Annotated in this window: 18 protein-coding genes; 15 read left to right on the plus strand and 3 right to left on the minus strand. The window is 68.0% G+C overall.

Annotation, left to right across the window (positions count from 1 at the left end; genetic code table 11):
- Positions 1-21: 21 nt before the first annotated feature.
- Positions 22-492 (plus strand): hypothetical protein, encoded by a 471-nt coding sequence (locus AB0M56_RS02700; RefSeq protein WP_364170244.1) that lies wholly within the window; start codon positions 22-24, stop codon positions 490-492.
- A gap of 709 nt (positions 493-1,201) precedes the next feature.
- Here AB0M56_RS02700 and AB0M56_RS02705 read toward each other — a convergent pair.
- A complete protein-coding gene (locus tag AB0M56_RS02705; RefSeq protein WP_364170247.1) occupies positions 1,202-2,311 on the minus strand; it encodes a UDP-N-acetylglucosamine 2-epimerase in 1,110 nt (369 codons plus the stop codon).
- 71 nt (positions 2,312-2,382) lie between these two features.
- Here AB0M56_RS02705 and AB0M56_RS02710 point away from each other — a divergent pair, with 71 nt between their 5' ends.
- The 11 genes from AB0M56_RS02710 to AB0M56_RS02760 all read left to right on the plus strand — a co-directional run bounded on the left by AB0M56_RS02710 (position 2,383) and on the right by AB0M56_RS02760 (position 14,608).
- A complete protein-coding gene (locus AB0M56_RS02710; protein ID WP_364170250.1) occupies positions 2,383-3,402 on the plus strand; it encodes a glycosyltransferase family 2 protein in 1,020 nt (339 codons plus the stop codon).
- On the plus strand, positions 3,399-4,721 hold the full coding sequence (locus AB0M56_RS02715; RefSeq protein WP_364170252.1) for a hypothetical protein: 1,323 nt from the start codon (positions 3,399-3,401) through the stop codon (positions 4,719-4,721). The genes AB0M56_RS02710 and AB0M56_RS02715 overlap by 4 nt, the downstream gene beginning before the upstream one ends.
- Positions 4,722-4,800: 79 nt before the next feature.
- Positions 4,801-6,777, plus strand: coding sequence for a DUF6541 family protein (locus tag AB0M56_RS02720; RefSeq protein ID WP_364170254.1), 1,977 nt, complete (start codon positions 4,801-4,803; stop codon positions 6,775-6,777).
- A 27-nt stretch (positions 6,778-6,804) separates the two neighbouring features.
- Positions 6,805-7,542: a glycosyltransferase family 2 protein gene (locus tag AB0M56_RS02725; RefSeq protein WP_364170736.1), complete on the plus strand. Its 738-nt coding sequence runs from the start codon at positions 6,805-6,807 to the stop codon at positions 7,540-7,542.
- Positions 7,543-7,551: 9 nt separating this feature from the next.
- Positions 7,552-7,989, plus strand: a complete 438-nt coding sequence (locus AB0M56_RS02730) for a DUF2304 domain-containing protein (RefSeq protein WP_364170259.1) — start codon at positions 7,552-7,554, stop codon at positions 7,987-7,989.
- 44 nt (positions 7,990-8,033) lie between these two features.
- A complete protein-coding gene (locus AB0M56_RS02735; RefSeq protein ID WP_364170261.1) occupies positions 8,034-8,513 on the plus strand; it encodes a uridine kinase in 480 nt (159 codons plus the stop codon).
- 282 nt (positions 8,514-8,795) lie between these two features.
- Positions 8,796-10,466: an ABC transporter substrate-binding protein gene (locus AB0M56_RS02740; RefSeq protein WP_364170264.1), complete on the plus strand. Its 1,671-nt coding sequence runs from the start codon at positions 8,796-8,798 to the stop codon at positions 10,464-10,466.
- A gap of 91 nt (positions 10,467-10,557) precedes the next feature.
- On the plus strand, positions 10,558-11,559 hold the full coding sequence (locus AB0M56_RS02745) for an ABC transporter permease (protein WP_364170267.1): 1,002 nt from the start codon (positions 10,558-10,560) through the stop codon (positions 11,557-11,559).
- Positions 11,556-12,491 (plus strand): ABC transporter permease, encoded by a 936-nt coding sequence (locus AB0M56_RS02750; protein ID WP_364170270.1) that lies wholly within the window; start codon positions 11,556-11,558, stop codon positions 12,489-12,491. Before AB0M56_RS02745 ends, AB0M56_RS02750 begins: the two co-directional genes overlap by 4 nt.
- 3 nt (positions 12,492-12,494) lie before the next feature.
- Entirely contained in the window at positions 12,495-13,490 is a 996-nt protein-coding gene (locus AB0M56_RS02755) for an ABC transporter ATP-binding protein (protein WP_364170272.1), read from the plus strand.
- Positions 13,487-14,608 (plus strand): oligopeptide/dipeptide ABC transporter ATP-binding protein, encoded by a 1,122-nt coding sequence (locus AB0M56_RS02760; RefSeq protein ID WP_364170275.1) that lies wholly within the window; start codon positions 13,487-13,489, stop codon positions 14,606-14,608. The genes AB0M56_RS02755 and AB0M56_RS02760 overlap by 4 nt, the downstream gene beginning before the upstream one ends.
- 52 nt (positions 14,609-14,660) lie before the next feature.
- Here AB0M56_RS02760 and AB0M56_RS02765 read toward each other — a convergent pair whose 3' ends face one another.
- On the minus strand, positions 14,661-15,083 hold the full coding sequence (locus tag AB0M56_RS02765) for a nuclear transport factor 2 family protein (protein WP_364170278.1): 423 nt from the start codon (positions 15,081-15,083) through the stop codon (positions 14,661-14,663).
- A gap of 98 nt (positions 15,084-15,181) precedes the next feature.
- Between AB0M56_RS02765 and AB0M56_RS02770 the strand changes: the two genes are divergently transcribed.
- The 3 genes from AB0M56_RS02770 (at position 15,182) to AB0M56_RS02780 (ending at position 17,513) form a co-directional block, all read left to right on the plus strand.
- The gene (locus tag AB0M56_RS02770; RefSeq protein ID WP_364170281.1) at positions 15,182-15,571 is read left to right on the plus strand and encodes a YciI family protein; all 390 of its coding nucleotides are present in this window, start codon (positions 15,182-15,184) and stop codon (positions 15,569-15,571) included.
- The gene (locus AB0M56_RS02775; RefSeq protein WP_364170284.1) at positions 15,568-16,764 is read left to right on the plus strand and encodes a DUF6596 domain-containing protein; all 1,197 of its coding nucleotides are present in this window, start codon (positions 15,568-15,570) and stop codon (positions 16,762-16,764) included. The genes AB0M56_RS02770 and AB0M56_RS02775 overlap by 4 nt, the downstream gene beginning before the upstream one ends.
- Positions 16,765-16,871: 107 nt before the next feature.
- Positions 16,872-17,513 (plus strand): DedA family protein, encoded by a 642-nt coding sequence (locus tag AB0M56_RS02780; protein ID WP_364170287.1) that lies wholly within the window; start codon positions 16,872-16,874, stop codon positions 17,511-17,513.
- On the opposite strand, the gene AB0M56_RS02785 is transcribed toward AB0M56_RS02780, so the two are convergent.
- On the minus strand, positions 17,510-18,082 hold the full coding sequence (locus AB0M56_RS02785) for a TetR/AcrR family transcriptional regulator (protein ID WP_364170290.1): 573 nt from the start codon (positions 18,080-18,082) through the stop codon (positions 17,510-17,512). The two genes, AB0M56_RS02780 and AB0M56_RS02785, sit on opposite strands and share 4 nt — an antisense overlap.
- Between the last annotated feature and the right edge of the window lie 79 nt (positions 18,083-18,161).

Below are 18,161 nucleotides of genomic sequence, written 5' to 3' on the forward strand. Positions count from 1 at the left end.
AAACAGAGGAAGCGTTGTTCAATGAACGTGGTTGATGCCCGAGAATTCTACTGGGCGGCACCGCCATTCGAGGAGCAGCCGTTGTTTCGGGCTCCAGACGATGTCGTCGCCGGATGGGTCGAACTTGCCAACCTAGCACAAGCCGAACTGGAAAGATTCGGGATACCCGCAGCGGTCGTGACCGATGACAGTCCGAATGCACTGGGTTCTCCCGCGGGCGTGCAAATCATCGTGAGCCACAAACGTCCGTACGGAGTGATATTGGACTGGGAGCCTGCGTTGGCCGGCACAATAGAGTACAAGAACATAGTGATGAAACAGTCGCTGACCTCACCTCTCCTGAAATATGTGACCAAGGCCAATGAAGTAATGCGGCAAGCCGTGTTGTCTGTACTCTCTGCAGCGGAATTTGGGATCGCAACAGAAATTTCGGAGACGGAGCACTATTACCGAGTTCTGTCCGCACCTCAAACCCCCATGCTCGAACGCTGATAAGCGTCGAGACCTGATTCAGCGCGGGGTTCGCCGCCGTATAGCGGCGAGCACCCGCTAAATCAAGGCGCCGTGATCGCCCCGGCGCCCTTGTGTGCAGCGGAGCTCCGTGCATCCGCGCCATGTCGGCGGCACAGACTTGAGCTGATGGCTTGGCACGGCGTCACGCCGGGTACCTGCCCAGGCGGCCGTTGGCTGTGACGTCAACGGCCGGCGCCAGTGCGGATCGCGAAACTTCACACTCAAACCGCGCTGTGCGTGGCTACGGCTGCCCCGAGCGGCGTACCCCTGACTACGCCCGCAACGGCACGACTAAGCCTGTTCGCCGCGTTTGAACGTGGGAGCCGGCCACATTAGGGGCGAGTGGACCCCGGTTCGCGATGGCGCGGCGTTCCTGGGCTTCCAGGCCAAGGCGGTGAAACCCCGCCGAAACCAAGACGTCCACGTCGCGTTGCTGACGAGATCCTGGCCAAAGTCCAACTCATGCAAACCAATATCAAGAAACTCGTCGACAACAACGGGAGTAAAGCACCAGAGTCACGCGACACCAGCCCGGATTCGCGATCCGGGCACGTCAGCGGGACAGTCATGCCGAGGCAAGGCCTGACGTCAACACCAACGCTTGATCGCGATGCAATGCGGCCGACGCCGGCACCTGAGACCTCGCCGAAGCCGCATTTGCCGCACCCGGTGCTCCATTGGCGCGGGCTCAGCAGTAACCGAGCTGCGCCAGCGTGTCCACGATGATGTCGGACGGGTGGTACTTGTCCATCCAGGACTCACCGCGGCGGTTCTGGTACGTGTCCAGGAAGTTCTGCAGCTTGTCGCCGCGCATCTCGGTGAGCACAACGGTTTCCCCCAGGTGCTGCGGGGTTTCCGTGCGCTCGCGGTGCACCGCGCAGGGCAGGCCGAGGTAGTAGCACTCGGCGGACAGGCCGCCGGAGTCGGTGACCACGTACTCGGCGCGCGCCACCAGCGGCAGGAACTTCAGGTAACGCATCTTGGGCTGGGCGATGAACTTGTCGTCGAACAGGTTGTCCAGGCCCAGCGACCGGATCTTCTCGCGCTCGGGCGCGCCGGCCATGTACAGGATCGGCATCTTGCGGCTCTGCTCGCGCAGGATCTCCAGCACCTCGCGGTACTTGTCCGCGCGCGACACGAGCTCGAAGCGGTGCAGCGTGGCCAGGCCGAACTTCTCCGGCAGGTTGGGCACGTCCAGCGGCTGGCCGATCGCCAGGCGCATCGCGTCGATCGCCGTGTTGGCCTCGGTGTCCACGACCACGCCGCGCGCGTGGCGCAGGTTGTTCACCTCACGCGCGCTCGGCGCGAAGTGCATGTCCACGATCTTCGCCGCGATCTTGCGGTTCAGCTCTTCCGGCAGCGGCGACAGGATGCTGCCCGACCGCGCGCCCGCCTCGACGTGCCCCACGCGCGACTTCAGGATGCGCTTGCCGATCAGCGAGCCGTACGGCGTGGTGAACGTGTCACCGTGCACCAGCACGAGCGGCGGCCGGCCGTCCTCGTTCAGCGCGGCGCGCAGCTCGGCCCGGCGGCTCCACGCGGTGCGCAGCACCTGCGCCGCCCAGCCCGGCACCTGCGCCGGCGACTCCAGGTTGTGGGCCTTGTCCTGCGGCACGAGCCAGATGTCGGGCTCCGGCAGTTTGAGGTCCGACAGCACGTCGGCCACCTCGTCCACATGCTGCGCGGTGAACCAGATCTTCGGCCGCATGCCGCGCTCGGCGATCCCGTGGTAGACCGGCGCGATCTTGATCAGTTCCGCGGTGGTGCCGAGAATGAAGGAAATCACCGTAAGGCCCATTTCTGGTCGGTTTGCGGTGCCCGAAGGATACTGGGCACGTCCGGCCCGACCGCACAGGGTACCCTCGCCCCGTGAGTGCGAACCCGCTCCTCCCCTCGCTCAGCGTCGTGATTCCGGTCTACAACGAGCAGGACTGGATCAGCCGCTCAGTCGGTGCGCTCGTCGCGTCGGCACAGGCCGCGCAGTGGCCGATCGAGATCCTCGTGGTCGACGACGGAAGCACCGACGCCACCGCCGAAAAGCTCACCGAACTGCATGAACAGCACGGCATCACGGTGCTCAGCCAGGCGAACGGCGGCCGGTTCGAGGCCCGCCGCGCCGGGATGTCCAAGGCCGCCGGCGACTGGATCATGCTGCTGGACAGCCGTGTGATCATCGACTCCCACAGCCTCACCTTCCTGCGTGACCAACTGGTCGAACACCCCGAGCGCGCGGTCTGGAACGGCCACATCAACGTGGCTTCGGAGCACAATCCGTATGCGGGCTTCATGGCCGGGCTGGTCAAGGTGCCGTGGCGTCGTTACTGCGCGAACCCGAGGCTGATGTCGTTCGGGATCGAAGATTTCGACGTGTACCCGAAGGGCACCACATTTTTCTGCGCGCGCCGCGAACTGCTCGAAGGTTCCGTGGTCGCGTTCGCTTCTTTGTTCGACGACATCCGGCTCGCCAGTGACGACACGCGCATGCTCCGCTGGATTGCGGAACACGAGCGGATTTACCTCGCACCGGAGCTGTCGGCGACCTATCACGGTCGTGACTCGTTCAAAAAGTTCTACGCCCAATCGTTCTTCCGAGGCACGACGTATGTCGATTCCTACCTCGGTTCGCCCGGTGTGGCACGCAACGCGTTGTTCGGGGCATTGGCGGTCGGTGTCGCAGGGCTGGGCCTGGCCGCGAAGCGGCCCAGGACAGCAGCCGTCACCGGCGTGGGCGCGGCGGCCGCGGCCGGTGTCGCGGTGAAGCAGTGCGGTGCCGCCAACGCCGAAGCCCGTGCGGTCACCACGCTGCTGCCGGTGTTCGCGACCGGGTTCGGCGCCGGCGTCGTACGTGGTCTGTACCTCGCCCTGCGGGCGATGATGAAGCGACGATGAGCGCACCGTTGAGCCAGGCGCGGGAATCAGAGGAGCCGGTCGCTGACCGGGGACCCCGTACCGCGCGCGGCACGGCGGGCAAGCTGGGTGGCTCGCTGATCGCCTCGATCGGCCTCGGTTACGTCCTCACCGTCGCCTGCGCCCGATTGCTTCCCCCGGACCAGTACGCCACCTTCGTGACGTTCTGGGGCCTGCTGATGGGCCTCGGCAGCGCGTTGTCGCCGCTGGAGCAGGAGTTGTCCCGGCAGTCCGCGGTGGCGGCGCTCACCGGCGGCCGCGCCGGTCGAGGTGCGCTTCGTGCCGTGGCGACCGGTGTCGGCGCGGCGGCCGTGTTCGGCCTTTGCCTGCTCATCCCGCCGGTCAACGAACGGCTGTTCCACGGGACGTGGGAGCTGGCGCTGACCGTGCTGTGCGGTGGCGTCGCCTTCGCGTGCCAGTTCGGGATCCGGGGGCTGCTGATCGGGCAGCACCAGGTCAAGCACTTCTCCTGGCTGGTCGTGGCCGAGCCGGCGTTCCGGGCGATCGTGCTCGGTGCCCTGGTCGTGGCCACGGCGTACAACCTCGTCACGCTGGCGCTCGCGGTCGCGGCCGGTTCGTTCGCCTGGCTGCTGTTCGTGCGGCAGACGCGCGATCTGGTCGACGTGTACGCCGTCGGCGGCGGCTGGTCCGTCACCGTGCGCCGGATGCTGATGCTCCTGCTCGGCGCGGCGTTGACGGCCAGCGTCATCACCGGGTACCCGGCCCTGGTGGGCCTACTCGCCCCCGGCGGCGACCGCGGTCGGATCGGCGCGTTGTTCGCTGCGCTGGTCATCGCCCGGCTGCCGCTCACCCTGATCGGGCCCGTGCAGTCGCTCGCCGTGCCGTTCGTCGTGCGGTTGTCCACCAGCACCGAAGGTCGCCACCGCCTGCGCCGGGTGCTGTCGCTGGGCACGCTCGTGTCGCTGGCGCTGGCCGCGCTCGGCGCGGTCGTCGGCGCGCTGATCGGGCCGTGGGCGGTCCGGTTCGTGAACGGCGCGGGTTATCAGGTCGACAGCTGGGCGGTCGCGGGACTCGTGTGGTCGTCGGTGCTGCTGGTACCGATGCAGCTGCTCACCGCGGTGCTGGTCGCGCGGACGCAGGCGCGGCGCGTGCTCGTCACCTGGGCTGTGGTCGCCGCCACTGCGGCCGTGTTGCTGCTGGTGATCCCCGGTGACACGGTGCTGCGTGCGGTCGTCGCGCTTGCCGCGGCGCCGACCGTCGGGCTCGTGGTGGTGCTGATCTTCGTGCTGGGCAAATCGCCCGTCGAGGCAACCTCAGACACCGGTGAAACGTCGTCCTAGTGCCGCAGTACTGTGACTGCGGAAAAACCGCCGTGAGTGCGTCGGTATCAAGCGCAGATCAGGTTGGACAGCGAATTCGATGAACGTTCTTGTGGTTTTGCTTGCGTTCTGGCTGCCCGGGCTCGTCTTTGGTGCCGCCATCCGGCTCAGGGGATGGACGCTCGCCGCGGCCGCGCCGTTGATGACATTCGGTGTGGTCGCGATCGGTGTCCCGGTGCTCGGTGACCTCGGCATCCGCTGGTCGCTGCTCAACGTCGCGATCTGGACGCTCGTGCTCGCCGCGGTCGGTTTCGGACTTTCGTTCGCGGTGCGGCAGCTGAACACCCGGCGGCACCCGGAACGCACCGACGAGGAGTCCGAGCCGCGGTTGCCTGTGCGCGACCACCTCGTCATGGGCCTCGGCGTGCTGGCCGGGATGGCGGTCGGCACGGTCACGTTCCTCCGCGGTACGAACGGCATCAGCAGCGTCCAGCAGGGTTGGGACGCCCCGTTCCACGGCAATCTCGTCCGCTGGATCGCGGAGCACGGTGACGCACGGCCGTCCACAGTGGGCACGATCGCGAACCTGCCGAACCAGACGGACTACTTCTACCCCGACACCTATCACGCGCTGCTCGCTCTCGTGTTCGGCAAAGCCGGGCTCACGATGATGCCGACGCTGAACCTCGCTGTGCTGGCCGTGATCCTGACGGTGCCGCTCGGTGTCGCGGCGATGTGCCGCGCGTGGAAGATGCCGCCGCTCGGCGTTGCCGCCGCGGCCGCCGTCACGACCTGGTTCACGTCGTTCCCCTACGACTCGCTCTGGCGCGGGCCGCTGTGGCCCTACGTCGCCGGGGTCGCGATGCTGCCTGCGGTGCTCGCGGTCACGAAGCACCTGCTGCGCCCGCGAGGGGTCACCGCGCCCATCGCGATCGGGGTTGGGGTGGCCGGGCTCGCCGGCCTGCACACCAGCTTGATCTTCGTGATCGCGGTCTACTTCATCCTGATCCTCGTCGCGGTGCTCGTCCGCTGGGAGAAGATCGACTGGCGGCGCTCGGCACCGTCCCTGATCGCGACCGTCGTCCTCGCCGCTGTGCTGGGTCTCCCACTCGTGTTGCCGTCGCTGTACAACGCGGGCGGTGTGACCAGCGCGACGTGGGCATCGGAAGCGACGGTCAGCGGCGCGCTCGGCGAGACCATCACGTTCTCCCCGATGGCCGCTTTCCCGCAGTGGTGGATCGGCATCCCGGCCATCATCGGCGTGTTCCTGCTGATCCGGCACCGCCGGATGATGTGGGTGGTCGGCGCGTACATCGTGTTCGGCGGCCTGTTCGCGGCCACGGTCTCCCTCGAGACACCGCTGATCGACACGATCACCGGCCCGTTCTACAACGACCACTGGCGCATCGCCGCGCTCGTGCCGCTGGCCGGCGCGGTCGCGTTCGGCGAGTTCGCCCACACCGCGTCGGCCTGGTTCGCGCGCAAGGTCGGTACCCGCGTGCCGCTCGCGCCCGCGGCGCTGTCGCTCATCGGCGTGGTCCTGCTGGGTCTGGTGGTCGGCGGGCTGAGCCGCGGTGGCTACATCGGACGCAACACCGCCCGCCTCGAGATCAACTACGGCGACGGGCCTACCGTCTCGAAGGCCGAAGAAGCCGCGTATGCCTGGCTCGCCGCGCACACCGTGCCCGGTGAACGCGTGATGAACAACAAGGCCGACGGCTCGGCGTGGATGTACGCGCTTTCCGGCGTGATGCCGGTGGAGTGGAACTTCTACGGCGCGGCGGCCGACACCGAAGCGGGCTACCTCAGCGTGTGGCTCGACGACATCGAGCAGTTCCCGCAGGTGCGCAAGGACCTCACGGATCTGCACGTGCGCTACGTCATCGTCGGCAAGGGGATGGCCACCCCCACCGCGGAGCAGTCCGTGGGTGTGGCCGACATCGCGCCGGGCCCGGACTTCCGCGAGGTGTTCCGCAACGATGGCGCCACCATCTACCAAATCGAAGGACAAGCAGGTGTGGTCGCCTCCGGCGCCACCACGCCCGGCTCCGGGTCCGACGACGCTCACGGGCAGTGAGAAGCTAAGGTGATCTCCGTGTCGAGCATGTCCGTGAGCACCCGGCGAGTACTCATCGTGATGCCGGCGCTGAATGAGCAGGCCAGCGTCGGGGCCGTGATCTCCCATGTCAAGCAGTCTCTCCCCGGCATGGACGTGCTCGTGGTGGATGACGGCTCGAAGGACCGGACCGCGGAGCTGGCGCGCGCCGCGGGCGCCGAGGTGGCCCGATTGTCGGTCAACCTGGGAGTCGGCGGTGCGATGCGGACGGGTTTCCGCTACGCCGCCGCCCGCGGGTACGACGTCGTCGTGCAGGTCGATGCCGACGGGCAGCACGACCCTGACGAGGTGGGTGCCCTCCTGGAAGCGCTCGACGCGGGCGCTGACATCGCGATCGGCTCCCGATTCGCCGGAAAGGGCGCCTACAAGGCCAGCGGGCCGCGGAAGTACGCGATGGTGGTGCTGTCGCTCGTGTTCAGCCGCCTCGCCGGCCGCAAGCTCAGCGACGTCACGTCCGGGTTCAAGGCCATGGGGCCGCGCGCGATCCGGATGTTCGCCGCGTACTACCCGGCCGAGTACCTGGGCGACACGGTCGAGTCCCTCGTGATGGCGATCAGGGCGAAGCTCGTGATCGCCGAGATCCCGGTGATCATGCGCGAGCGCACCGGTGGCGCCCCGAGTCATTCGCCGGTGAAGTCCGCCGTCTACCTGACCCGCGCGGGCCTGGCGCTGTTGCTCGCACTTGTCCGTCGTCGTCCGTCCGTCGACTCGTCCGACGCTGCGTAAGGGGACCACATGGCCGGCTGGCGCGTACTGAGCATCGTCATCGCTTGTCTGGTGCTGTTCGTCGTCATCGAGATGATGCGGCGTCGGAAGCTGCGCGAGAAGTACGCAGGCATCTGGCTCGTGCTGGCGATCGGCGTGGTCGTCCTCGCCGTGGTGCCTTCGGCAGCGCAGTTCCTCGCCCGAGCGACAGGTGTCGAGACACCGTCCAACCTGGTCTTCTTCTTGGCCGGCGTCGTCCTGGCTCTCGTTGCGCTGCACCTGTCCACCGAGGTCGGGCACCTGGAGGAAGAGGTCCGGACCTCTGTCGAGGAGACGGCGCTGCTGCGCTGCGAGCTCGAGGACACCAAGCGGGAGCTCGAAGCCCGCATCGCGGCGCTGGAGGTCAAGACGGCCACGCCCGACGACGTGAAGGGCCTGCCCGAAGTGAGCGCCGCACGCGTTCGCTGATCTCCGCACTGCTCGCCGCCCCGCCTCGGCTGGGCGGCGTTCGTGTGCTCGCGATCGACGGGCCGTCCGGGGCCGGTAAGTCGACGCTCGCCGAGGCCGTGGTTGCGGAGCTGGGGTCGCGGGCCGCGCTCGTGAGCACCGACGCGTTCGCGACGTGGGACAACCCGGTGGCGTGGTGGCCACAGCTCGAGCGTGGCGTGCTGGGACCGCTCTCGACTGGGCGCGCCGGCGAGTACCGGCGGGTGGACTGGACCTCCGGGCAACCACGACCGGGTGAACTCGTGACCGTTGGGGTGCCTGGGGTTCTGGTGCTGGAGGGCGTGTCGAGCGGCCGCCGATCGATGCGTCCGAGGTTGTCGCACCTGTGCTGGATCGAGGGCGGCACGGCGGCGGAACGGCTGGAACGCGCCGTGGCCCGTGACGGTGAGGCGTCGCGCGCCCACCTGCGTCGCTGGCAGTTGTTCGAACAAGGCTGGTTCGCCGTCGACGGCACACCCGAATCGGCACAAACCAGACTGCCTTGATCGTCACCGCGCGTCCGAAACGACCCGAAAACCGCCTTCGGTACTAGGCCATTAGAGTGGCCATAGTGCCACTCTCCGTACCAATGCGACAAAATTCGTCACGTTGCGTACACAATTCTCGACACATTGCGGTGACTTTGGCCCTTACGTAGCGCGATCGTAACCTCACGTGCTTAAGTGCAAGCCGAGTTCCCGCTAGTGTCGGCGAGCACACCGACCGTCCGAGAGTTTCCTGACCGACCGGACGGTACTTGACACCGAACATCTCCCAAGGGGTGCCAGATGCAGCAATTGCGCCTGACCCGAACACGTCGAGCGGCCCTGATCGGGCTTGCCGGGGTGCTCGCGGTCTCGCTCACCGCGTGCGCCGAGTCGAAGCGCGACGAGGCCGGAGGCGGTGGCACCGGAGGCACAATGGTCTTCGGCGACACCGGCAACCCGAAGATGTTCGACCCGGTGTTCAACGACGACGGCGAGACCTTCCGGATCACGCGCCAGATGCTCGACACGCTGATCCAGAACAAGCAGGGCACCGCGGAGCTGGAGCCCTCGCTCGCCACGAAGTGGGAGTCGAGCAACGACGGCAAGACCTGGACCTTCACCCTCAAGCAGGGCGTGAAGTTCAGCGATGGCACGGAGTTCAACGCCGACGCGGTCTGCTACAACTTCAACCGCTGGTACAACATGAAGGGCGCTGCCGCCCAGAGCCAGATGATCTACTACGGCGACGTCTTCGAGGGCTTTGCCAAGAACGAGGGCGATGCCGGCGGCGACCCCGTGTTCAAGAGCTGCGAGGCGAAGGACCCGTCGACCGCGGTCGTGAACCTGAACAAGGCCAAGGGTGCGTTCCCCGCCGCGTTCACGCTGCCGTCGTTCGCGATGCAGAGCCCGACCGCAATGAAGCAGCACGACGCGGACAAAGTCACACAGTCCGGTGACTCCTTCACCTACAGCGACTACGCGTACAAGTTCGTGACCGGCACCGGCCCGTTCAAGTTCGACAGCTGGGACCAGGGCAAGGGTGAGATCACGCTGGTGCGCAACGACTCCAGCTACGCACCGGCGAAGCTCGACAAGCTCGTCTTCAAGGTCATCCCCGACGAGAACGCGCGCAAGCAGGCCCTGAAGGCCGGCGACATCCAGGGTTACGACTTCCCGGCCCCGCAGGACTACGGGCTGCTGCGCAACGAGGGTGAGCAGGTCCTCATCCGCCCGTCGTTCAACGTGCTGTACCTGGGCATCAACCAGTCGGGCAACCCGAAGCTCAAGGACGTGCGCGTGCGCCAGGCCCTGGCCTACGGCATCAACCGCGAGCAGTTCGTGAAGTCGAAGCTGGCCGAGGGTTCCGAGGTCGCCACCGAGTTCGTGCCGAAGGCCATCTCGGGTTACACCGACGACGTGACCAAGTACCCGTACGACCCGGCGAAGGCCAAGCAGCTGCTCGCCGAGGCCGGCGCCAGCAACCTCACGCTGAAGTTCTACTACCCGACCGAGGTCACCCGGCCCTACATGCCGAACCCGGCCGACACGTTCACCTCGATCTCCGAGGACCTGAAGAACATCGGTATCACGATCCAGCCGGTGGCCGAGCCGTGGAACGGCGGCTACAAGGACGACGTGCAGAAGTTCGGCAAGCAGGACCTGCACCTGCTCGGCTGGACCGGTGACTACAACGACGCCGGCAACTTCGTCGGCACGTTCTTCGGCCGCGAGAAGAAGGAGTTCGGGTTCAACAACCCCGAGCTGTTCAGCGCTCTCGCCGCGGCCGACGGCTCGCCGGCCGGCGACGCGCACGCCAAGGCCTACCAGGGCGTGAACAAGCAGATCATGGACTACCTGCCCGCGATCCCGATCGCCTACCCGACGCCGGCGATCGTGGTCGGTCCGAAGATCAAGGGTGTGGTGGCCAGCCCGCTCACCGACGAACGCTTCAACAACGTCACGATCGGCTGACGTGCTCCGCTGAGCAGCCGGGCTGGGGGGCAGGCGCTACCGCGCCTGCCCCCTTTGCCCACGTTCCCGGGCTGTACACAAAGGACTACAAGTGCTCCGTTTCCTAGTGCGTCGGGTGCTACAAGCGATTCCGACGCTTCTCATCCTGTCCATCCTGGTCTTCGCCTGGTTGCGCTCCCTGCCCGGCGGCCCCGCTGCCGCGCTCCTGGGTGACAAAGCGACGCCGGAGAAGATCGCCAGCCTCAACCACGTGCTCGGTCTGGACCAGCCGATCATCCTGCAGTACTTCAAGTTCCTCGGCCGCGCCGTGACCGGCGACTTCGGCAACTCCCTCGTCTCGGCCCAGCCGGTGATGGGCGAGATCGGCACGTTCCTCCCCGCCACCATCGAGCTCGGGCTCTCCGCGATGATCATCGCGATCGTGCTCGGCGTGCCCTTCGGCTACCTGGCCGCGCGCTACCGCGGCGGTGTGCCGGACAACATCATCATCGTGCTGACGCTGGTCGGTGTCGCGGTGCCGGTGTTCTTCCTCGGCTACACGATGCAGGACGTGCTGGCCACCCCGCTCGGGTTGCCTTCGCAAGGCCGCCAGGCGCCGGGCATCGACGCCACCAGCATCACGAACTTCGCCATCCTCGACGGCATCATGACGGGTGAGTGGGACGCCGTCTGGGACGCGATCAAGCACCTGATCCTGCCGGCGTTCGCGCTGGCGACCATCCCGCTGGCGGTGATCACCCGCATCACCCGCGCTTCGGTGCTCGACGTGTTCAACGAAGACTTCCTCCGCACGGCCAACTCCAAGGGGCTCACGCAGTCGGTGATCCGGCGGCGGCACGTGCTGCGCAACGCGCTGCTGCCGGTGGTCACGACCATCGGCCTGCAGACCGGCGCGCTGCTCGGCGGCGCCGTGCTGACCGAGCGGGTCTTCAACTTCCGTGGCCTCGGCTTCCTGCTGGCCGAAGGCATCGAACGGCGTGACTACCCCCGGCTGCAGGCGCTGCTGCTGTTCGGGGCTGTGGTTTACGTGCTGGTGAACATGCTGGTCGACATCTCGTACGGGATCATCGACCCGAGGGTGCGTGTGCGATGAACACTTTGCTGGCCAAGAAAAAAGAGCCGATCGACAAGCTGGCCAAGGCGTCGGCCAGTGGGCGCAGCCTCGGAGCCGAGGCGTTCCGGCGGATGCTGCGCAGCCCGGTGGCGATCACCGGTGGCGTGATCACGCTGCTGTTCCTGCTGCTGGCCATCTTCGCGCCGCTGATCGCCCCGAAGGACCCGCAGATCCGCTACCTGCAGAGCCAGGTGGAGCTCGGCAAGGGCATCATCCCCGGCCCGAGCCCGGGTTTCCCGCTCGGCGTCGACGACTTCGGCCGCGACTTCCTGTCGCGACTCATCGTCGGGGCGCAGCAGACGCTGCTGGTCGGTGTGCTCGCGACCGTGATCGGCGTGCTGGTCGGGGTCATCATCGGCGGTCTCGCCGGTGCGTTCGGCGGCTGGGTCGACACCGTCCTCATGCGACTGGTCGACGTGCTGCTGTCGTTCCCCTCGCTGCTGCTGGCGATCTCGATCGCGGCGCTGTTCGCGAAGCCGAGCCAGTGGACGGTGATCCTCGCCGTGTCGATCATCGGCGTGCCGATCTTCGCGCGACTGCTGCGCGGTTCGATGCTGGCGCAACGGGAAGCCGACCACGTGCTGGCCGCGACGTCGTTGGGCGTCAAACGCGGCACGATCGTGTTCCGCCACATGCTGCCCAACTCGCTGGGCCCCGTGATCGTGCAGGCCACGCTCACGCTGGCCACCGCGATCCTGGAGGCCGCGGCGCTGTCGTTCCTCGGCCTGGGCGACCCGGACCCGACGCGGGCGGAGTGGGGGCTGATGCTGGGCAACGCCTCGCGCCAGTTCCTCGACATCCGCCCGGAGCTCGCGTACTACCCGGCCATCGCGATCATCGTGGTGGCGCTCGGGTTCACGCTGCTCGGCGAGTCCCTGCGTGAAGCCCTCGACCCGAAGAACCGGCGGTAACCCATGGCACTCCTCGAAGTCCGCGACCTCTCGGTCGTGTTCCAGCGCCGCGGTGAGAAGCCGTTCACCGCGGTCGACGGCGTCAGCTTCGACGTCGAACCCGGCCAGACGGTGGGGCTCGTGGGCGAGTCCGGCTGCGGCAAGTCCGTGACGTCGCTGGCGATCATGCGGCTGCTGGCCAAGCGCGGCAACAAGGTCAGCGGTTCGGTGTCGTTCGAGGGCACCGACCTGCTGAAGATCTCCGACCGTGACATGCGCGACCGGCGCGGGCGCGACCTGGGCATGGTGTTCCAGGACCCGCTGTCCTCGCTCAACCCCGTGATCCCGATCGGCCTGCAGATCACCGAGGTGCTCGAACGCCACCGCGGGATGTCGCGCAGCAAGGCGAAAGTCGAGGCCGCGGACCTGCTCGACAAGGTCGGCATTCCAGACCCCACACGGCGGCTTTCCGAGTACCCGCACCAGCTTTCGGGCGGGATGCGCCAGCGCGCGCTCATCGCCATCGCGCTCGCGTGCCGGCCGCGGCTGCTCATCGCCGACGAGCCGACCACCGCGCTCGACGTGACCATTCAGGCACAGATCCTCGCGCTGCTGCGGGAACTCGTGCAGGACACCGGCACCGCGCTGATCATGATCACGCACGACCTCGGTGTCGTCGCCGGCCTCTGCGACGAGGTCAACGTGCTCTACGGCGGCAAGATCGTGGAGCGCGCCGAGCGCCACGCGCTGTTCGCCGAGCCGAGGCACCCGTACACCCACGGGCTGCTGGCCTCGATTCCGCGCCTCGATGTCGGCCGGGGCGAGAAGCTCGTGCCGATCCCCGGCTCCGTGTCCGACAACATCCCGTGGGACGGCGGGTGCGCCTTCGCGCCGCGCTGCCCCAACGCGCTGGAGGTCTGCCAGGAGCGTTCGCCGCAGCTCGTCCCCGATCACAACGGCCTGCTGCGCTGCCACAACCCGGTGAAGCCCGCCGTGGCCACCGCAGGAGGGACCCGATGACCGAGGTGCTCAACGAGCCGCAGGACGACGTCCTGCTGGAGGTCACCGACCTCAAGGTGCACTTCCCGATCAAGCGCGGCATCGTGGTCGACCGCACCGTCGGGCACGTGTACGCGGTGGACGGGGTCGACCTGTCGATCCGCCGCGGCGAGACCTACGGGCTGGTCGGCGAGTCCGGCTGCGGCAAGTCCACTTTGGGCCGCGCGATCCTGCGGCTCAACGAGCCGACGGCCGGCAAGGTCGTGTTCGACGGCACGGACGTCGCTCAGCTCAAGGGCGAGCAGCTGCGCAAGGCGCGCCGGCGCATGCAGATGATCTTCCAGGACCCGATGTCGAGTTTGGACCCCCGGCAGCCGGTGGAGTCCATCCTGCTCGAAGGTATGCGCGCGCACGGGCTGGCCAAGGACAAGGCGGCGACGGACCAGCGGCTGCGTGAGCTGCTGGGCGCGGTCGGCCTGCCGGAGACGGCGCTGCGCAAGTACCCGCACGAGTTCTCGGGCGGGCAGCGCCAGCGCATCGGCATCGCGCGGGCGCTGGCCGTGGAGCCGGACCTGATCGTGGCCGACGAGCCGGTTTCCGCGCTCGACGTGTCGGTGCAGGCGCAGGTCGTGAACCTGCTGGAGGACCTGCAGAACGAGCTGGGCCTGACGTATGTGGTGATCGCCCACGACCTCGCCGTCGTCCGGCACATCTCCGACCGCATCGGCGTGATGTACCTGGGCGCGCTGGTGGAGGAGACCACCTCGGCGGAGCTGTACGAGAACCCGCTGCACCCGTACACGCGGGCGCTGCTTTCGGCGATTCCCGTGCCGGACCCGCTCGTGGAGGACACCCGGGAGCAGATCCTGCTCGCGGGCGACCTGCCTTCGCCGGCGAACCCGCCGACCGGCTGCCGGTTCCACACGCGCTGCCCGTGGCGGCAGGCGAGCCTGTGCGGCACCGACCGGCCGCAGCTGCGCGAGATCGGCGCCGGGCACCGCGTGGCGTGCCACTACGCCGAGGACATCCGCGACGGCCGCATCCAGCCGCACGACGTGGAGCCCGAGCTGGTGGAGCTCACCGGGGTGCTCAATCCGGACGCGGCGCCGGACATCGGCTCGGTCAGCGAAATCCTGTAATCGACGGGCGTGAAGGGCACCTCGATCTCATCGAGGTGCCCTTTACCGCGTTTTACGGCTGCAGATCGATGGCCGCCCGGAACGAACCGTCCATGTGGAACGGCGTCGAGCTGTGCTCGTGCACGATCCGCCACGCGCCGTCGACGCGACGGAAGGCCAGCGTCGAGCGGAACCACAGCGTGAACGGTTCGCCCATCCCCGCCGGCACGGCCGACATCTTCGCCAGCGCCGTGGTGAAGGCGAGGTCGCCGGACTCGGTCACTTCGACGTCGGTGTACTCGTAGGTCACCGGGCTGTCGAACGTGCCGAACCACTTCGTGAGGAACTCCGCGGACGCCCCGGTGGTACGCAGCGGCGGCGCCAGATCGAACTTCACGGCACCCTCGGCGTAGCCCGCCACCAGGCGCGCGGGGTCCTTGGCGTACATGGCGGCGGTGCGCTCGGCCAGCAGGTCGCGGATCTCGTTCTCGGACATTCTGTGCTCTCCTTTAGTTCTCCGGGTTTCACGGGGGACGTCGAAGCCGTCGGCGTGGCTTCGACATCCGGGTGAAGACAATTTCGAGGAGGCACCCGATGAAGTACTTGGTCCTGATCTACGGCAACCCGGCTTCGCGCGCGGTGTGGGCGGGGATGAGTGACGAGCAGAAGGCCGCGGGCCTGCGCGCGTACGTCGAGTTCAACGACGACCTCGACGGCTCCGGCGAGCGCATCGTGTCCGAACGGCTGGCCGCGCCCGAGCTCACGAAGCAGGTCATCGTGCGCGACGACGAGGTGAGCACCACCGACGGCCCGTTCGCGGAGATCAAGGAGCAGCTCGCCGGCTTCTACCTGTTGGAATGCGACTCCGAAGAGCGCGCGCTTGAGATCGCGGCGCGGATCCCCGAAGCGCCGTACGCGACGATCGAGGTCCGGCCCGTGATGGGCTTGACCGGGGACGTGGACTTCGACCTGGCGGACCTGTGATCGAGGGCCTCCTGCGCGAGCTGGCGCCGCAGGTCCTCACCGCGCTCGTGCGCCGCTACGGCGGGTTCGACACGTGCGAGGACGCCGTGCAGGAGGCCCTCCTCGCCGCCGCGGTGCAGTGGCCGCGCGACGGCGTGCCGGACAACCCCAAGGCGTGGCTCATCACCACTGCTTCGCGGCGGCGGATCGAGCTGTGGCGCAGCGAGTCCGCCCGGCAGCGGCGTGAGGAGACGGTGGCCGCGCTGGCGCCACCCGACCCGGATCCGGCGCCGGCCGTGGACGACACGCTTACGTTGCTGCTGCTCTGCTGCCACCCGGCGCTGACGCGGCCTTCGCAGGTCGCGCTGACGTTGCGCGCGGTCGGCGGCCTGACGACGGCCGAGATCGCGCGGGCGTTCCTCGTGCCGGAGCCGACGATCGGCCAGCGCATCAGCCGCGCGAAGCAGAAGGTGAAGGGCACGTCGTTCAGCCTGCCGCCGGCGGACGAGCGGCCCGCTCGCGTCGCCGCCGTGCTGCAGGTGCTGTACCTGGTCTTCACGGAGGGGCACACGGCCAGCGCGGGCTCGGCCGTCGACCGCGTGGAGCTCACGGCCGAGGCCATCCGGCTCGCGCGGCAGCTGCACGCTGAGCTCCCTGACGATGGTGAGGTGACCGGCTTGCTCGCGTTGATGCTGCTCACCGGCGCGCGCCGGGCCGCTCGCCTGGGGCCCGGCGGCACGATGGTCCCCCTCGCGGAGCAGGACCGTTCGCGGTGGGACGCCGACGCCATCGCCGAGGGCACGGCGCTGATCACCCACGCCCTCGCGACCGCGCCGGTCGGTCCGTACCAGCTGCAGGCCGCGATCGCCGCCGTCCACGACGAGGCGGCTTCGGCCGAGGACACCGACTGGCACCAGATCCTGCTGCTCTACGACCTGCTGCGCCGGGTCGCACCGGGACCGATGGTGACGCTCAACCGGCTCGTGGCGCTCGCGATGGTCGAGGGTCCGGCCGTCGCGCTGGCCGAGCTCGACGCCGCCGAACCGCCGGACCACTACCGCGTCGACGTCGTCCGCGCGCACCTGCTCGAACTCGCGGGTGATCTCGAAGCCGCCCGGGAGTTCTACGCCGCGGCGGCGCGGCGGACGCTGAGCCTGCCCGAGCGCAGGCACCTTGAAGCGCGTGCTTTGCCCGATATGACCGGAAAACCCTGACTCAAGTCGGACCCGGCCCCCGACTGAAGGGTGACGCCCGCGCATCAGGGCCCCGGTAGTCTGCGGAGAGCAGGCACAAAATCGGCAAGCCGCAGGGGGTAGGCGCAGTGAACATCGACCACGTGCTGGAGGCGATCCCTCCGCTGTCGGTCTACCTCCTCGTGGGGCTCGTCGTGATGGTCGAGAGCCTCGGGATCCCGCTGCCCGGCGAGATCGTGCTCGTGAGCGCGGCGCTGCTCGCTTCCTCGCACAGTGGTCTCAACCCGCTGTGGATCGGTGTCCTGGCCAGCGCGGGTGCCATCATCGGCGACAGCATCGGCTACCTGATCGGCCGCAAGGGCGGTAAACGCCTCTTCGACTGGGCCGGCCGGAAGTTCCCCAAACACTTCGGTCCACAACACATCGCGAACGCGGAACGGATGTTCCACAAACGCGGCATGTGGGCCGTGTTCTTCGGCCGCTTCGTCGCCGTGCTGCGCATCCTTGCCGGCCCGCTCGCGGGTTCGCTGAACATGCACTACCCGCGCTTCCTCATCGCCAACGCGCTCGGCGGCATCGTCTGGGCCGGCGGCACCACCGCGTTGATCTACTACCTTGGCGTGGTCGCGGACAAGTGGCTCAAGGGCTTCCAGTGGGCCGGCCTCGGCGCGGCGCTGGTGATCGGTGTGGTCGTGACGCTGGTGCTCAAGAAGCGCATGTCGCGCAACCACGAGGTGCAGGCAGAGCAGAAGGACGACGCGGTCGCCTAGTTCGCCGGCGGGGAGATCAGCGTCGCCGCGAGCCGCTTCGCCGTGTGGAACGGCCGCGAGGCCTGGGTGACGACCGATGTGACCGCGGCGCCCTCCAGTAACAGCATCAGCTCGTCGGCCAGGGTTTCGGCGGGCTCCGGACTGATGCGGCGGAGCTGCGTCAGCAGGTAGCCGTGCAGCGCGGTCTTGTGGTGGCGGACGACTTCGCGCACCGGGTCGGCCGGATCGGGGAACTCCGAGGTGGCGTTGAGGAAGCCGCAGCCGCGGTAGCCGTCGCGGGAGAGCCAAGCTTCGTAGGCGTCGAACACCGCCAGGACCCGGTCGGCCGGATCGGTGTGCCCGGCCGTGATCCGGTCGATCTCCTCCTGCCACTGCCGGTCCCGCTCGCGCAGGTAGGCGACGACGAGCTGGCTCTTCGAACCGAAGTTGCCGTAGAGCGCGGCCTTCGTCACGCCCGCCTCGGCCGCCACGGTGTCGACGCCCACGGCGTGGATGCCGTCGCGGTAGAACAACGCCGACGCCGCCTTGAGCACCTTGGCTCCCGCGTCGCCGGGCCGGGTCCTGGCCACGACACCTCCAGACTGTGCGGTCTCGCTTTTACCAGTCCAAATACTAGCATCGGTTGACAACATACAGACCTGTCTGTTT

Origin of the sequence: Amycolatopsis sp. NPDC051372 (assembly GCF_040682095.1) — a bacterium.
In the GTDB taxonomy this organism is placed as follows: domain Bacteria; phylum Actinomycetota; class Actinomycetes; order Mycobacteriales; family Pseudonocardiaceae; genus Amycolatopsis.

Bases quoted from the DNA above. Each gene is read 5' to 3' on its own strand.
- AB0M56_RS02700 (WP_364170244.1), top strand. From the start codon at position 22: ATGAACGTGGTTGATGCCCGAGAATTCTACTGGGCGGCACCGCCATTC.
- AB0M56_RS02705 (WP_364170247.1), bottom strand. From the start codon at position 2,311: ATGGGCCTTACGGTGATTTCCTTCATTCTCGGCACCACCGCGGAACTG.
- AB0M56_RS02715 (WP_364170252.1), top strand. From the start codon at position 3,399: ATGAGCGCACCGTTGAGCCAGGCGCGGGAATCAGAGGAGCCGGTCGCT.
- AB0M56_RS02720 (WP_364170254.1), top strand. From the start codon at position 4,801: ATGAACGTTCTTGTGGTTTTGCTTGCGTTCTGGCTGCCCGGGCTCGTC.
- AB0M56_RS02725 (WP_364170736.1), top strand. From the start codon at position 6,805: ATGTCCGTGAGCACCCGGCGAGTACTCATCGTGATGCCGGCGCTGAAT.
- AB0M56_RS02730 (WP_364170259.1), top strand. From the start codon at position 7,552: ATGGCCGGCTGGCGCGTACTGAGCATCGTCATCGCTTGTCTGGTGCTG.
- AB0M56_RS02740 (WP_364170264.1), top strand. From the start codon at position 8,796: ATGCAGCAATTGCGCCTGACCCGAACACGTCGAGCGGCCCTGATCGGG.
- AB0M56_RS02750 (WP_364170270.1), top strand. From the start codon at position 11,556: ATGAACACTTTGCTGGCCAAGAAAAAAGAGCCGATCGACAAGCTGGCC.
- AB0M56_RS02755 (WP_364170272.1), top strand. From the start codon at position 12,495: ATGGCACTCCTCGAAGTCCGCGACCTCTCGGTCGTGTTCCAGCGCCGC.
- AB0M56_RS02760 (WP_364170275.1), top strand. From the start codon at position 13,487: ATGACCGAGGTGCTCAACGAGCCGCAGGACGACGTCCTGCTGGAGGTC.
- AB0M56_RS02765 (WP_364170278.1), bottom strand. From the start codon at position 15,083: ATGTCCGAGAACGAGATCCGCGACCTGCTGGCCGAGCGCACCGCCGCC.
- AB0M56_RS02770 (WP_364170281.1), top strand. From the start codon at position 15,182: ATGAAGTACTTGGTCCTGATCTACGGCAACCCGGCTTCGCGCGCGGTG.